The organism is Thermococcus sp. JdF3, assembly GCF_012027495.1.
In the GTDB taxonomy this organism is placed as follows: domain Archaea; phylum Methanobacteriota_B; class Thermococci; order Thermococcales; family Thermococcaceae; genus Thermococcus.
Genome location: NZ_SNUK01000002.1, coordinates 132005 through 146532 on the forward strand (window position 1 = coordinate 132005; position 14528 = coordinate 146532).

Annotated in this window: 16 protein-coding genes; 3 read left to right on the forward strand and 13 right to left on the reverse strand. The window is 54.8% G+C overall.

The window, feature by feature from the left end; all coding sequences use genetic code 11:
• The 6 genes from E3E42_RS03265 to E3E42_RS03290 all read right to left on the reverse strand — a co-directional run bounded on the left by E3E42_RS03265 (window position 1) and on the right by E3E42_RS03290 (window position 6086).
• Window positions 1-1731, reverse strand: a complete 1731-nt coding sequence (locus E3E42_RS03265; protein ID WP_370519584.1) for a protein kinase — start codon at window positions 1729-1731, stop codon at window positions 1-3.
• 106 nt (window positions 1732-1837) lie between these two features.
• Entirely contained in the window at window positions 1838-2437 is a 600-nt protein-coding gene (locus E3E42_RS03270) for a hypothetical protein (protein ID WP_167902698.1), read from the reverse strand.
• Entirely contained in the window at window positions 2437-3033 is a 597-nt protein-coding gene (locus E3E42_RS03275; protein ID WP_167902699.1) for a chromosome assembly protein, read from the reverse strand. Before E3E42_RS03275 ends, E3E42_RS03270 begins: the two co-directional genes overlap by 1 nt.
• A 10-nt stretch (window positions 3034-3043) precedes the next feature.
• Entirely contained in the window at window positions 3044-4867 is a 1824-nt protein-coding gene (locus E3E42_RS03280; RefSeq protein ID WP_167902700.1) for a hypothetical protein, read from the reverse strand.
• 9 nt (window positions 4868-4876) lie between these two features.
• Window positions 4877-5395: a hypothetical protein gene (locus E3E42_RS03285; RefSeq protein WP_167902701.1), complete on the reverse strand. Its 519-nt coding sequence runs from the start codon at window positions 5393-5395 to the stop codon at window positions 4877-4879.
• Window positions 5396-5525: 130 nt separating this feature from the next.
• Window positions 5526-6086 carry a DUF302 domain-containing protein gene (locus tag E3E42_RS03290; protein ID WP_240913613.1) on the reverse strand — a complete coding sequence of 187 codons (561 nt, stop codon included), beginning with the start codon at window positions 6084-6086 and terminating at the stop codon, window positions 5526-5528.
• Between the two features lie 152 nt (window positions 6087-6238).
• Between E3E42_RS03290 and E3E42_RS11965 the strand changes: the two genes are divergently transcribed.
• Entirely contained in the window at window positions 6239-6376 is a 138-nt protein-coding gene (locus E3E42_RS11965; RefSeq protein WP_240913614.1) for a hypothetical protein, read from the forward strand.
• A 158-nt stretch (window positions 6377-6534) separates the two neighbouring features.
• Here the strand turns inward: E3E42_RS11965 and E3E42_RS11970 are convergent, their stop codons facing one another.
• Window positions 6535-6879: a hypothetical protein gene (locus E3E42_RS11970; RefSeq protein ID WP_240913615.1), complete on the reverse strand. Its 345-nt coding sequence runs from the start codon at window positions 6877-6879 to the stop codon at window positions 6535-6537.
• A gap of 27 nt (window positions 6880-6906) precedes the next feature.
• Entirely contained in the window at window positions 6907-7098 is a 192-nt protein-coding gene (locus E3E42_RS11975) for a hypothetical protein (RefSeq protein ID WP_240913616.1), read from the reverse strand.
• Window positions 7099-7150: 52 nt separating this feature from the next.
• Here E3E42_RS11975 and E3E42_RS03300 point away from each other — a divergent pair, with 52 nt between their 5' ends.
• Both E3E42_RS03300 and E3E42_RS03305 read left to right on the forward strand, forming a co-directional pair.
• Complete coding sequence (locus tag E3E42_RS03300) at window positions 7151-7768, forward strand: N-acetyltransferase (RefSeq protein WP_167902702.1); 618 nt, start codon at window positions 7151-7153, stop codon at window positions 7766-7768.
• A 143-nt stretch (window positions 7769-7911) separates the two neighbouring features.
• Window positions 7912-9300 carry a hypothetical protein gene (locus tag E3E42_RS03305; RefSeq protein WP_240913617.1) on the forward strand — a complete coding sequence of 463 codons (1389 nt, stop codon included), beginning with the start codon at window positions 7912-7914 and terminating at the stop codon, window positions 9298-9300.
• Between the two features lie 59 nt (window positions 9301-9359).
• Here E3E42_RS03305 and E3E42_RS03310 read toward each other — a convergent pair whose 3' ends face one another.
• The 5 genes from E3E42_RS03310 to E3E42_RS03330 all read right to left on the reverse strand — a co-directional run bounded on the left by E3E42_RS03310 (window position 9360) and on the right by E3E42_RS03330 (window position 14485).
• Window positions 9360-11447: a heavy metal translocating P-type ATPase gene (locus E3E42_RS03310; protein ID WP_167902703.1), complete on the reverse strand. Its 2088-nt coding sequence runs from the start codon at window positions 11445-11447 to the stop codon at window positions 9360-9362.
• Entirely contained in the window at window positions 11447-11803 is a 357-nt protein-coding gene (locus tag E3E42_RS03315) for a helix-turn-helix transcriptional regulator (RefSeq protein WP_167902704.1), read from the reverse strand. Before E3E42_RS03315 ends, E3E42_RS03310 begins: the two co-directional genes overlap by 1 nt.
• Before the next feature lie 75 nt (window positions 11804-11878).
• Window positions 11879-13015 carry an SLC13 family permease gene (locus tag E3E42_RS03320; protein WP_240913618.1) on the reverse strand — a complete coding sequence of 379 codons (1137 nt, stop codon included), beginning with the start codon at window positions 13013-13015 and terminating at the stop codon, window positions 11879-11881.
• Entirely contained in the window at window positions 12954-13433 is a 480-nt protein-coding gene (locus E3E42_RS03325) for a hypothetical protein (protein WP_167902705.1), read from the reverse strand. The genes E3E42_RS03320 and E3E42_RS03325 overlap by 62 nt, the downstream gene beginning before the upstream one ends.
• A 71-nt stretch (window positions 13434-13504) precedes the next feature.
• Window positions 13505-14485, reverse strand: a complete 981-nt coding sequence (locus tag E3E42_RS03330) for a PHB depolymerase family esterase (RefSeq protein WP_167902706.1) — start codon at window positions 14483-14485, stop codon at window positions 13505-13507.
• Between the last annotated feature and the right edge of the window lie 43 nt (window positions 14486-14528).

The following is a 14528-nucleotide window of genomic DNA, read 5'->3' on the forward strand; positions in this document are numbered from 1 at the left end:
TCACACCTCCCCAAATCCAAGCTGTATCTTGTGAACTATTATCTCGGCCTTCTCGACCAGCTCCTCCGGAACGTCAAGGCCGTTTTCAAGGCGGAGCCTGAGCTGCTCCCTCAAACCCAATAACTCGTCCCTCACCTCTCCCCTGGCATAATGGAAGAGGTCGTCGGCATACTTGAGCGCGTTAACCAGGTCGTTGAGCTTCAGGTACAGGAGAAACAGCTCGCCGGCGTAGTACGCGCTCCGGGACAGGTCGTTGAGCGAGACGCTCTTGCTGAGGTTCTCGCGGTAGTTCATCCCAAGGAACTCGGCTATATCCTTCTGGAGCTCCGCAACGCTCTGGTAGCGCTCCTCCTTGTTCTTCGCCAGACACTTCATTACGATGGGCTCGAGGGGCTTGGCCTCTGGATTGAGCCGGCTTGGTGGGACCGGCTCCTCAAAGGTTATCTTCGAGGCAACCTCCACAAAGTCCTCTCCCTCGAAGGGCGGCCTTCCTGTGAGGAGCTCATATAGAACCGCCCCTATCTGCCAGACGTCGGTTCTTTCATCGGTTCCTCCAAAGCGGGAGCTTATCTGCTCGGGGGCGGCGTAGAGAGGGGTGAAGCTGACCGTGTGGGTTGTCCTGCTCTCCTTGAGGAGCTTGCTCAGCCCCCAGTCGCTCACCTTCGCCCGGCTGTTCCTCAGGAGTATGTTGCTCGGTTTGAGGTCGCGATGGATTACGCCCTTGGAATGGGCGTACTTCAGCCCCTCGGCAACGTCGAAGATTATTCTGGCGGCCTTTTCAGGGCTCACGGGCTTTCGAAGCTTTCCAAGGCTCGTCTCGCAGTATTCCATCTCAAGGTACGGAACCGGGAAGATGTTGTAGTCATAGAGTTCAACTATGTTGGGATGGTTGAGGAGCGACCAGTTCCTGACCTCTCTGAGGAACGCCTTACCTCCCTCTTCAGTCAGACTGAGCGGAACTTTGAGGGCAACCACACTTCCATCGTGCTTCTCCGCCCGGTAGACCCGCGCAAAGCCGCCCTCACCGATGGGTTCAACCTTCCTATACCTTGCGAACAGCTCCTCCAGCAGCGACTTGGGGGAAGCGGGAGCGGAACCCTCAACCGGAACCTGAACGGGTTTTTTCCGCTCCCTTGGTCTTTCAAGAACCTCGGCTCTGACCTTCACCTTTGCACTCACCGCACCGGAGCGGACGGTTATCCTGGCGCTTACCTTCCCGGGATTTCTGGGAACGGCCCTCAGCGTCTGAGAGACGTATTCGCCCGGCCTCACGTTCCTGAAGTAGACCCTCGTTGAACTGAGCTCGAAGTACCTTGCCAGGTCTCCCAGGTCAACCTCAACGTTTATCGTTCCCCTGAGGAGATTCCTGAAGCCCACCTTGACCGGAACGTCCTCTCCAGCGTAGAGGCTGTGCGGAATCTCAACCACCAGGGACTTCCGGAGGAGCTCTTTCATGTCCTCCCTTGGAACGGGGGGAACAGGAGGGGCAGGTCCAGGGTAGCGGTATTTGTACCTCCTCTTGCTGGACTTTGAAACGTCCTTAAGCAGATGTTTTATCAGGCGTCCAAACCACATAACGACCACTATGAATATTATGAATCCCGCTCCACCTCCAAAGATGAAGGAGATGAGCACGACCACGATGAAGAGCTTCACAAGGCTCTCCGCGATGTCATCGTCAAACCAGTGCCACATGTGCACGGCTATCCCTCCATCCGCGCTAATTTCCACAGTCCCGGGCTCTCCTTAATCCTTTTTGATTCCAATTTGGAATATCCTCCGAGCGGAATTTGGAGATATGACAAGTTTTTGAGAGAGAATTTGGACAAAATGAAAGTCACTCAAGCTCCGCCTCCTCCTTCCGCTCCTTCGTCACTTTCTCGGCTGCAGCCCTCGGCTCAAGCTCGCCCTCCTTAACGGCCTGTATCGTCCTCATAATCTCCTGCAGCTCTTCATCCTCCTCAAACTCAATTCCAGCCCCGAGGGCCTGGTCGGTATAGCCGAGCATGGTGTTGAGGTTTTCGTTGAGGTTCCGGGCGTCGAGCTGCATGCTGACGAGGTGTTTCTCAAGCTCCTCCGGGGACATTTTCCTGAGAAGTTCCCAGGTGGGGGTTCCTTTCAGTATGGCCTCGTTCTCCTTGATTATCAGGAGATTGGCCACGAGCATGAGTTGCTTGTTGAGTTGGGCGTGGGTGTTCTGGAGGCTCTGCTTCTTCCTGTTCAGGGTTTTAATCTTGGTCGCTATGGTGAGCTCCTCGCTTTTGCTCCTCGCTTCCTTTGCCCTCTGGAACAGCGCCGCTATCTGGGCGTCAATCTCGGCTATCTCGTCCTCTATCTTCCGTATCTGCATGTCGAGTTTTACCTGGTTCTCCCTGAGCTGGTCAATCGGTATGTCCAGGGGGTTCTTCCTCCCGAAAAATCTGGAAAGGAACCCCATCACAGCTCCTCCTCCGTCTCTTTTTCAAGTTTGGGCGAGGCTATCTCGCTGGCGACCTGTTCAATGTCCGCTTCGCCGGTCTCGACTCTGGCCCAGGCCTCCATGAGCTCCCTCTCGGTCTGGTCTTCCGTTCCCTCAAACTCGGCTATGTCCATCTCGAAGACCCTGTTCAGGCTCTCAACCATCTCGTCGAACTCCCTTCCGTCGAGGGTCACCTTCACGAGCACGCTTTCCAGCTGCTCCGGCTCGACTTTGGAGAGCTTGTCCCACAGGCCTATCTTCCTTAGCTCCTTCTCATACTTCTTGACGACTATCAGGTTCTTGACGAAGGTGTACTGCTTCTGTGCCGTCGTGAAGTCCCTCAGCCTGAGCTTCTGCTCCATGTCGAGGCTTTTGATCTCCTGGGCGAGCATCTTCTTCTTGAGCACGTCCGCCCCGATGCCCTCCTGGAAGAGCTGCTTCTTTTTCTTCTCTATGCGCTCTATCTCCTTCTTCGTCCTCTCAAGCCTGTTCCTGAGGCGTATCTCTTCCTCCTGAAGCTCCCTGAGGGAGAGCTTTTCGATTGGGTTCTTCCTAAACCTGTCAAGTATTCCCATCTCAACCACCTCACTTCCGTATCAACACGAGTCCGAATCCATCTATGTATTTCACCAGATTGCCGTCGCGGCCGATTTCATAGAACGCCCGCCTCACGTATTCCTCATCACCGCAGTCGAGGCACTCGCTGAGAGGCAGATAGTCCCTGCCCTCAAGCTTTTTCCTCACGCAGTCCCTGACCTTCGCGTACATCTCCTCATCAAGCTCAAGGCGCACCAGCGGAGCGAGTGCCTTGGCGTAGCGGTCGTTGGGGTTGTGAATTATCTCGCCGCTCTCTGTATCGAGGAGTATCAGCGAGACGTTCTCCGAGTAGAAGTTCCTGTGGAAGTCCTCCGATGAGACGTATTTTCTCACCCTCTCCTCGAAGCCGAGGGGAGAGGCTATAACGAGAACCGTCCTAGTGTTGTCCTTCGAGTCCCTCGCATCGATGAGGTGCACGTTGATCTCCGCCAGACTCAGGGGATCCGTGTCGAGGCCGAGCTCCGCCAGCCTTTCAACCCTCGTCAGGTAAATTCCCCTAACGAGTATCCGCTCCTTCCTTCCGAGAAGCTTCTTCTCCTTCAGGGTTATCTCAACGTACCTGTTTTCCGGCAGGTTCTTGAGGGACTTCTCGTCAAGCTTTCCAGCAAATCTTGATGTGTCCTCACCCTTCCTCTCCTCTAGGCTCTCAACGGAGTAGGTTTTGCCAAGGAGCCGCACTTCCCTTGCGAATTTGCTCTTCATCCTGCCCACGAAGTTCAGCTCCCCTATCCTTGCCTCGTCCCTGAGAACCAGGCGGGAGCCCTTCTCAACCTTGCCCGACATCGCGAGGATTTCCTCTATCCTGCCCTTCAGCAGGCTCTCCTTCTCCGACAGCTCAAGCTCCCTTTTCCTGAGCTCCATCTCCCTGGATTTCAGCTCAAGCTCTCTCCTCCTGAGCTTCTCCTCAAGGAGCCTCGCCTCGCGCAGAGCCTCCTCCCTGGCGCGGGTCAGCTCCTCCTCCAGCTTTCTCCTCAGCTCCTCGTCCCTGAGCTCAAGTAGCCTCTTCTCAAGCTCGGCCTTTTCCCTCTCGAACCTCTCCACGAGCTCCTCCCTTTCCCTGCGGAGCCTCTCAATCTCCTCAAGGCTCGATGACCGGAGTTCCGCCTCAAGCCTCTCGCGCTCTCCCTCGAAGAACGCCACCATTTCGGCTATTCTCTTTTTCAGCCCGCGAACCTTTGCCTCGTAGCTCTCCCTGACAGCTTCAACTTCCTCCGCCTTTTCCCGCTCCCACTCTTCCATGAGCGTTCTGAACCAGCCGTATTTGCTCGCCTCGTTTATCGCCGCATCTACCTTCTCGCGGTAGCCCTTCCACGTTCTCTTCAGATAGTATCTGAGAGGAAGCTTTATCTCCGGGTCTTCGAGCTGCTCCTCTATCCACCTGTCCATACCGAGGTAGTAAGTTTTGAGGAGCTGAACCATCTCCGGCTCCCTGCGGTAGAGCTTTTCAAGTACGTCCTCCCTCGTCGTGATCTCAAAGACGTTGTACTTCAGTATCTCATCTATCACGCCTATCTCACGTTCTGAGAAGCGCTTTTCTGCAGGTGGGAAGTCCTCGCCCTTCTTCCGGAAGCTCCACGCCAGTATCGCCAGAGATGCCTCGAACTTTGACCTGAATGCCGTGTCGAGGTCCCTCAGAAAGTCCCCGCATTCGCCTTCGAGATAGCGCGAGTACGAGTCGAGAATCCTCTCCCACAGGTTCCTCCGGGTCTCGAAGTCCTCAACGGTCACGTCCCTGCCCTGCCTCAGAATCCTCTCCGCCGGCCGGAGCAGGTTCTTCACACATTCCGAGTTTCCCTCGTTGAACACCACCATGCTATCACCTCACAGCAGAAGGGAGAGCTCCTTCTCCAGCTTTCTGGCCAAGTCGTCAACCGCGGTGCCGTAGCCTTCAATGCCGATGACAACCCTCGTTCCCTCTCCGGTCTCCTCAACGGAGGCCTCTATCTCCATCCTGCCCTTTTTGGTGTACGCCCGGTACCTCGAAACGTTCCCCTCAGAGGAGACGTAGTAAGCTCCAAATTTTGAGAGGACATATTTCAGCAGCTTCTGAACGACTATGGGCTCTTCCCCGGCCAGATACTCAAGCTCCCTCCTGTTGGGGGCAACCTTCGAGCCTATGTCCTCCGGCTCCACCCGGTACACCCTTACCTTTCCCTCCGTTGGGGGATCGAGCTTTGAGAGAAGCTCCTCCGCAAAACTCTCAACGTCGCTGGCCTCTATTATGAAGGATATCCCCCTAACCTTGGAAATTCTGGCACGGTTTGACCACTTATCCAGCAGGTATTCAACGCGCTTTCGCTCGGCGTCGTTTTCATAACCCACTATGAACAGATGCGGCATGACGGTTCACCCCTAATCTCTACTCACTTACGCTATGCTGGGGTTTTGGAGTATATAATGTTTTCGGCAATTTGGAGAAAAGATGAACATGTCCAAATTTTCCATTTTGTAAAATTTGGAAGAAGAGAGATCAAGTCCTCTCGATGACGTCCTTCAAAATGCCCTCAACTTCACCGGCGACCTTTAGCAGCTCGTCGTTTCCGGTTATGCTCATGGCCTTCGTTGGAAGCAAAAGCCCCACATAGGTCTTTCCATCCTTTACGTAGACCACTATGTTGCACGGAAGGAACGAACCGCTGTTGATGTCGATGCCTATGAGCTGGCTTGAGAACTTCGGGTTGCAGGCGCCCAGTATTACGTACGGCTCCATCTCAAGATCGAGCTTTTCCTTGAAGAGCGTGTCAACCCTGACCTCGCTGAGGACTCCGAAGCCCTCCTTCTTCAGCTCTTCCTTGACCTTTGCCACCGTCTCGTCAAAGCCGGTCTTAACCTCCCGGACGTAGGCATACTCCTTATGGGACTCCTCCATTTCCTTCATCCCGTGCATGCCGTGGTGGCCTTTGCCCATCCCCTTGCCGTGGCCCTTGCAGCCTCCTCCTTTCTTTCCCTTACCTTTCATCCCGGCCATTTTGCCGTGCATCACCTTCATGCCGCCCTTCATCTTTTCCATCTCTCCGGTTTCACCGTTCATGTCAAATCACCTTTTTCTTTTGTCAATGTCTTTTTAATTTGAAGCGTTAATAGGGTTATTATGAGCAAAATGGTAATTAAAAGCCCCAAAAATTTCCAATATTGAAGGGTACCTATCTCAATGCATTATAAAGTGCCTTCAAAAGAAGAACGATGGCGATTCCAGAGGTGGCCAGTGCCACAGGAACGTTGGCCTCAAACCACAGGTTCCTCAGAGCGGAGTATACCGGAAGGGCAGCGGCCGGCATCAGCAGGGGTATGAAATATCCGCTCCTCTTTATTCCCCCATAGCTGGAGAAAAAGTTCTCCCCCCTGAGCCTCCGCAGGGCATAGAGGGCAACCCCTATGAGGGGCGGGAGAACGAGGAGTGAAAACGGAACGGCCAGAACTGTAAAGACTCCAAAAAACAGCAGAACGGCGGTAAAGCCCCGATTTCCAACCTCCCGGGTTCAAAGCTTCCAGGGGGACGAGGCATGGAGGACTGCGTATGCAGCCACCAAAAGGAGAGTCGAGAGAAACGCATAGATCGCAAAATCTCCAGGGCTCACCGCGTAGCCGTCCTCAAGCTTCCAGTAGGAAGCCCAGAATCCCCAGAAAGCGCCAATGAAAACAAAAAGCATCGAGACTTTCTTGACACTCCAATCGCTCAGAGCCTCTCCCGCAAAGTAAAGGCCAATCAGTACAGATATCAAGGCGTGCCACGCCAGCGGCGTCCAGATGAGCTGGAAGGGAAAATCCGTGTAAACGGTCTGAACAACGACGCCCTCAACGAGCCAGCCAAAGACCGCCCCCACGAGGAAAACTGAGTAAACGTCCCTGCTCTAAAGTAGTTCGCCATGAGGAGCACGAAGAAGGCCAGAACTGAGTAGACGAGCCACGTCATCACGAACCCGGATGGAGTATCCTCCGGCCTCCACCTGGCCCAAAACATCATCTCGGATGTAGAAGAAGAGGATGTAGCCCAGGGAAAGCGTGGAGAGGAGCCTTCTGAGTACCTTCACTTTGGCCGTCATAAGCGCACCGCTCCCGAAAAAGCATTATATAACCTCCCTCATAAAAGTAACCATGACGGAGATGGTTCTCAAGGCCGGCGAAGGAAAGAAAACCGAAGCCGAGCACTTCGCGGGGCTCATGGAGATTTCGGCTCCCGAGTACTTTCCGGCCCTGCTCGGGCCAAGGTTCTCTGAGATGTTCAAAACGCTCTTCCTCGAAAAAGAAAACCTCTTCAGCCACGAGCACGTGATTTTTGCGGTCTATGAGAACCGCATAGCAGGAATGCTCCTGGGCTACGACTGGAAGGTCAAGGAAAGGGAGGAAAAGAGAACCGGCTGGCTGATGCTGAAAACCCTCGGCTTCGACTTTCTAAGGCAGCTTCCAGCTTTCATAAGCGCCGCTTCCGGTTCAGGGAAGCTTGAGGAAGGGGACTATTACATCAGCAACGTCGCCGTTTACCCGGAATTCCGCGGAAAGGGCATCGGAAAGGCCCTCATGCTGAAGGCCGAAGAACTCGCCGAACAAAGCGGGGCGAGGAGAGTCGCACTGGACGTTGAAAAGGACAACGAGAACGCGATAAGGATATACAAACGGCTCGGCTACTCCGTTGAGAGAGAGCACTCCATCGAGCTCGGAGGGAGGAGGTACAGGTTCTACAGGATGACAAAACCACTGGAGAAAATAGAGTAGAGACGTGGATGACCGTTATTGTTCAAGACATTACGACCGAGTGTTTCTGACTAAAGACGGCGATCTTTGACTCCTTTTATAGTAGTAACATTTATGGGCATGCCAATCCTACACTTGATGACAATGTTCAGTAAGGTGATGCCATGCGAATGAGAATTATGGCCATATCACTAATTGTAATAGTGATAATGACCACCATTGGGACGGCCGCTTCAGAGTTCCTGAGCGTGGAGCAGGTTCCAGTTCAGGGAAGCGCGAAGGCCTTCATCTTTCAGCCCTCCACCGACGGGGACGTTAAGCTTCTAAAGCAGGGCCGCATCGCCGGTATCCTCACGTTCAGGAGCGAAAACAGGGCCTGGGAAAGATTGAATACCAACAACCTGCATTCCGTTCCCACCCCGCTGATCGTGTACTTCACGAAGGATGGGAAAGTTGGCGTTAAGAGCATCGTCCCTGGCAGGAAGCTGGTTCTGGAGGGAATGTTTTCGATCGAGGACGTTGCCGGGCTATCGGGGCGGCCGGATCTTGACCTTCCACTGAGCGCCAGGATACGGTACAAGGTTCGCTCGCTGCTTGGAACTTCCTCATGTCCGCGGGGATACGAGGAACTGAACGCCAGGTACTGCATCATCGAAAACTGGGAGTACCTGAAGGACTCTTACTACGCCGACTCAAGGACCTTCGTTGAGTGGGTTCCGTTTATGGGACTTAAAGTCCGGACGGAAGGGGGCAAGAAAATTGAAAGAATTGGAACATCGTGGGGAATACAGCTGACAACCTCAACGAGAGCCGTGTGGAGCCTCAGCGTTGATGGAATTCCCGTTTTCGATTTCGGCTCATCATACTCCGGTTCAACATTGAAAGTCAGCTACGCTCCTGAACCCGATGTACAGACTGAGAATGGCTACCTCGATAGATACCTCAACCTTCCGCTGAAGTACGTAGTTGCGATATATAACATTCCTGTCTATGACAAATGGAGAAAACAGTACGCAAGTATTCCAATAGCTGGAGTGTATCCTATTGAGGTCATAATGAGCGGCTTTCATGAGGTAACAGAACGTGACTTGAACAGGAATAAGATCCTTACCGACTACCTTTTGAGTTCACAATTCCCTACAGTTAATACAGGATCAAAAGTAAAAGTCTTCAGAACTACCAGTTACGGCACGTACGACAACATAGTTTTTGAATTCCGAGGTAGTTCCAACCATAAGTTCTACTCTGTTCCGTTAGGCGGCTCTGCCGCCAGCTGGCTGTGGAGCAAACTTCCAGGCGCCGGTGCACTCTCGATAACGTTCAGTTACTCCAATACATCCCAGTCCGTTGTGACGTACGGAATTAGAGTCATGAACGCCCCTCCAAACCAGCTGTATTATGCGACGGTATTAAAAAGGGACATCGAACTCACCAAGGACAACGTTGAGCTGGCGATGTACTTTACCACCATTGATGACGGCACGGATTCTATGCCGCCATGCTTTGGAAACGTGTGCCCAAGTTCCACGAACGAAAGGAAGACAGACAACTAAATCCCAATTTTGCCTCTTCATTTCTCCCGAACGCTGGAAGATAAATAAAAAAGTGATCTTCACCTCAGAATCCTCATCGCGTTGAAGACCGCTATCAAGGCCACGCCGACGTCGGCAAAGACAGCCTCCCACATCGTAGCCTCTCCGAGAATTCCGAGGCCGATAAAGGCGAGCTTAACGCCGAGGGCGAAGACTATGTTCTGCCATACTATCCGCTGGGTCTTTCTGGCTATCCTGATGCCCCGGGGAAGCTTCGAGGGCTTGTCGTCCATTATGACAACGTCTGCCGTTTCTATGGCAGCATCACTTCCCAGCGCACCCATAGCAACCCCAACGTCCGCTCTGGCCAGCACGGGAGCGTCGTTTATGCCGTCGCCGACGAAGACCACCTTTCCGTCCCCCTTCTCCTTCTCGAGCTCTTCTATAACCCTCACCTTGTCCTCCGGCAGAAGCTCGGCGTAGAAGCCGTCGAGGCCAAGCTGCTTCGCTATCTCCTCCGCGACTTCCCTGCTGTCACCGGTGACCATCACGACCTTCTTGACTCCAAGGCGCTTGAGCTCTTTCACGGCCTTCGGGGCGTCATCTTTTATCTCGTCCGAGATTATTATGTACCCAGCGTACTTCCCGTCGATGACGACGTGTGCAACGGTGCCTCTAACCCTGCACGTATCGTGTTCGATGTTGAAGCGGTGTAACAGCCTGTCGTTGCCCACGAGAACCTCGATTCCGTCAATCCTCGCCCTGACGCCGTGGCCGGCTATCTCTTCGTACTCGACTGTCTCGGCCTCGTTGATTTCCTTGCCGTATGCCTCGCGTATGGCCTTCGCTATCGGGTGGTTCGAGTGAGCCTCGGCAAGGGCCGCGAACCTGATGATCTCCTCCTCGCTAAATCCGTTCCTCGTTTCCACCTTCGTGACCCTGAAAACGCCCTTTGTCAGCGTGCCGGTTTTGTCGAAGGCGACGATGCTTGCGTCCTTGAGTGCATCGAGGTAGTTGGAGCCCTTGACGAGTATCCCCTCCCTGGCGGCTTTCCCAATGCCCCCGAAGTAGCCGAGCGGGATCGAGAGCACGAGGGCGCAGGGGCACGAGATGACGAGAAGGACCAGCGCCCTGTAAACCCACGTTGAAAACGGGTCTCCCGTAATCAGCGGCGGGACCGTGGCTATGAGCGCCGCTATTCCGACCACCGCCGGAGTGTAGTAGCGGGCAAAGCGGGTTATGAACTTCTCGGTCCTAGCCTTTCTGGCGCTCGCGTTTTCGACCAGCTCAAGTATCCTTGAGACTGTGGAGTCGCCCAGCTCCCTGGTGACCCTCACCCTGAGAACTCCGGAGAGGTTGACCATGCCGGAGAGGATTTCCTCCCCTTCCCTCACCGTTCTGGGAACGCTCTCGCCCGTCAGGGCTGAGGTATCAACGGTTGATTCACCCTCTATGACAACGCCATCAACGGGAACCTTTTCGCCCGGCTTTACCAGGATTGTATCGCCGACCTTCAGCTCCTCCGGCTTCACCCTAACGACCTCGCCGTTCCTGAGCAGGTTAGCGTGCTCGGCCTTGAGCGCAAGCAGTGCCTTTATGGAGCGCCGTGACCTGTCCACAGCTAGGTCCTGGAAGAACTCCCCTACAACGTAGAAGAGCATGACCGCCACTCCCTCTGGATACTCCCTGATGGCGAAGGCTCCCAGCGTGGCCACCGCGATGAGGAAGTTCTCGTCGAAGACGTTGCCGTGCAGGGAGTTGAGTACCGCGCTTCTAAGCACCTTCCAGCCAACGAGGAGGTAGCTCGCAACGAAGACCCCGAAGACGAAGGCGTTGTCCATGCCGTAGTAATAGCGGAGTACCACCCCGATGCCAAAGAGCATGAGCGACGGGATTATGAAGTAGAGAGCCTTTTTGGGGTCCTCTTCACCGTGCTCGTGGTGGTGGCCGTGGTGCGAGTGACCGTGCTCGTCCGCTTCTATGACTTCAACGTCCGGCTCGACCTTCTTGATTATCTCCTTGGCCTTCTCAACGTCGCCCTCTATAACCGCCTCCTTGGTGGCGAAGTTGACCAGTGCGAACTCAAAGCCCTCCTTTTTGAGGGCCTCCTCTATCTCGTAGGCACAGCTCGCGCAGTCGAGTCCCTCGAGCTTGAGCTTTTTTGCCATCATTTCACCTCCGAAAGGTGCTCAATGGCCGTCCTCAGTATCTCCCTGATGTGCTCGTCGTCGAGGCGGTAGAAGACGTTCTTGCCGTCCTTGCGGTAGGCCACTATCTTCCTGTCCTTGAGAATGCGTAGCTGGTGGGAGATTGCCGAAACGGAAAGCTTGGTTATCGCCGAGAGGTCGCATGTGCAGAGCTCCCCGGCCTCCATGAGAGCGAGGAGTATTTTGAGTCTGGTTGGGTTGCCCAATGCGTCGAAGAAGTCCGCTATTTCAAGGATACGCTCCTCCCCGGGGAGTTTCGCCTGGGCCTCCAGGATTTTATCCAGATGCTCCTCGTAGACCTTACACACCTCAGTCATTCTCCATCACCTCTACATTTGAGCATTTGTGCAAATGTTCTTATAAACCTTCCCATTTCGAAACCGGTCGAAAAATCAGAGCAGGATTATCAGAATCGAAACCCCGAGGGCGAGCAGAAAGTACGGAATCGAAAACCTGTGGAAGTCTGCCATACCAATTCCGGAGATGCGGAGGGCTATGAGGTTGGCGAGTGAGCCGATTATTATCCCCGTTCCCCCGAGGTTCACACCGAGGGCAAGGGGGAGCCAGTCGGGTCTGGAGGTCAGGAAGACCACGGTCGCGGGAACGTTGCTGATGAGCTGGCTAAGCCCCGCAGAGGCCAGGAAGAGACCCAATCCGCCCGTGGGCAGGGTTAGGTCTGAAAGCAGGCCGGCAATCTCGCTGAAGTCTATGAAAATGAACGCGAAGGTGAGAACCAGCGCCCAGTCAAAGCCGAGCAGGGCTTCCCTTCCAGCTATGAGGAGCACAAACAGGGTCAGAGGAAGCGTCCACAGCCCCCTGCCGGCCTCGGCGAGAATCACGTCCGAAACCAGAAGGCCGAGTGAAGCAACGAAAAGCCTCCTTTTAACCGCCACGGGAGGCAGCCTCCCAATGGATACAGGCCCTTCCCGTATCGTGAGTGTGAAGAGCAGCAGGACAGCGAGCCAGATGCCCACCGGGAGGAGCATCGCCCGGACAAATCCCAGAAAGGAGATGCCATAGGCGTTCCAGATTATGATGTTCTGGGGATTGCCGATTGGCGTCAGGGCAGAACCGACGTTCGCCGCTATTGCCGAAAGCGTAACGGCGCGGGCGGTGTTTATCCCGGCCAGACGGGCGGTGATGACGACGAGGGGGATGAACACGAGCATCGCGGTGTCGTTCATTATCACTGCGGAGGAGATAGCTATGATGGGGATAAGGAGAAGCATCAGCTTCCTCTCCGAGCCGCCGGAGAGCGAGATGAGCCGTATGGAAAGGCGGGTGAAGACCCCCGACAGCTCAAGGCCCTTTGAGACCAGTATGAGCGACGTTATCAGGGCCAGGCTCTTCCAGTCCACCAACCCCGGGGTTCTGCCGGGAAGGGCGGGGTCGTGGAGAACCAGGACTAGGTAGAGCAGCAGTAGCGCCGTAAGGAACCACTCCCGCCTGGCGAAGTCCTTCAGTCTTTCAACCGCCGTGTCTCCTAACCTCCTCTGTAAGGCCGTAGTCCGGGATGAGCTCCCTGCCATCAGCCGAGACGCGGACATGCAGGATTATAAAGCTTTTCCAGGCCACCGGGACAACCCAGCAGTCCTCCGGCCCGCGGAACTCGCAGGCATCGAGAACGTGAAGCTCCTTCAGGAGTTTCTGAGTCATCTCCCTCACTCTGCCCGGGCTGACCTCCCCGCCCGAAGAAACCGCTGGCATTCCCTTGGGAGAGGGCATTCCCGTTTTGGGGTCGTAGTGAACCCTGTCAACGGCAAAGTTCAGGTACATCACAGGGACGTCCACGTGAACCTCCCCTCCTGGTGCGCGGTGAATAATCGGCATTCCCGCGGTGAAGAAGGAAAGGGCGTTTCTCACGGTCTCTATTGCCCTCTCTGCAAGTTCGGGGGTGAGTTCCCTTCGCTCGGGTCTTCCCCTTATGGGTGGCGGTACGGGTGACATGGCGAGACCTCCTCAATGAATACCTGCCTACATATTGGGTGTGAAAAAAGGCCGTATAACTTTTTGGGAGCTCAGCCGTCCCTTCGATGGGCCTTGAAGAACTCCCAGATGATTTCGCTGGCGTCCATGTCCCTGCTCGTCCTTCCAATGATGATTCTGGGAAGATACTGGTATCCACCGGGCCACGTGTGACCTCCGCCCTCTACACCGTAAAGGACTACCTCCGCGCCGTCGGTACAGTTCGAGTACCTCTCGACCCAGACCCGCGTTCCATCTTCAGGATCGGCGTCCGGAAGGTATTCCCTCCCATGCCTCACTGTACAGCCGTTTCTGGCCGCCCAGTACTCAACGGTCTCCCCGATGGAAACAGCCTCTCCAAGTTCAACCGGCCCAAAGTGGAGCTTTCCCCCATTCCACGGAACTATGGGGTCATCAGTTCCAAGAATTATTAGAATTGGCAGGGGTGTTGCGGATGAGCAGTTTCCGTACAGGTTCTCGGACATGGAGACGCCGACAACGGCCACCGCGGCCAGCCTTTCAGGAATCTCACAGGCGAGTCTGTAGGCCATCAGCCCGCCGTTTGACATCCCGGTGATGTAAACCCTGCTTCTGTTCACGCCGTATTCATTCACAAAGAAGTCAATGAGGGCCAAGATAAAGGCCACATCGTCTATGTTCTCCCGCTGGGCGCGGTAACGTGAGAGGTTTCGGCCGTCGTTCCAGTGCCTTTCTATTCCGTCGGGATAAACCACGACGAAGCGATCCCTATCGGCGAGCTCGTTAAAACCGCCCCTGGTGAGGCGCTCCATGTCAAAACCCGTCCCTCCGCCGCCGTGGAGTGCTATTATAAGGGGCAGGTGCTCGTCCTCCGAGAAGTTCGCTGGGAGGTGGAGGATGAAAGTCCTCTCCAGCCCGTCCACCACAATCGAACCCCTAACATCACCCGGATATAGACGGGTTTTCCTGAGAACCCGGTTGTAGCTGAGCGACGCCAGAAGGAGCAGGATGAGCACTGCAAGGAGGATTATTTCCCGCTTATGTTTTCGTTCCATCGCCGCTTCCTCATTATTCTTCTTTGGGATTAGTGCTATATGA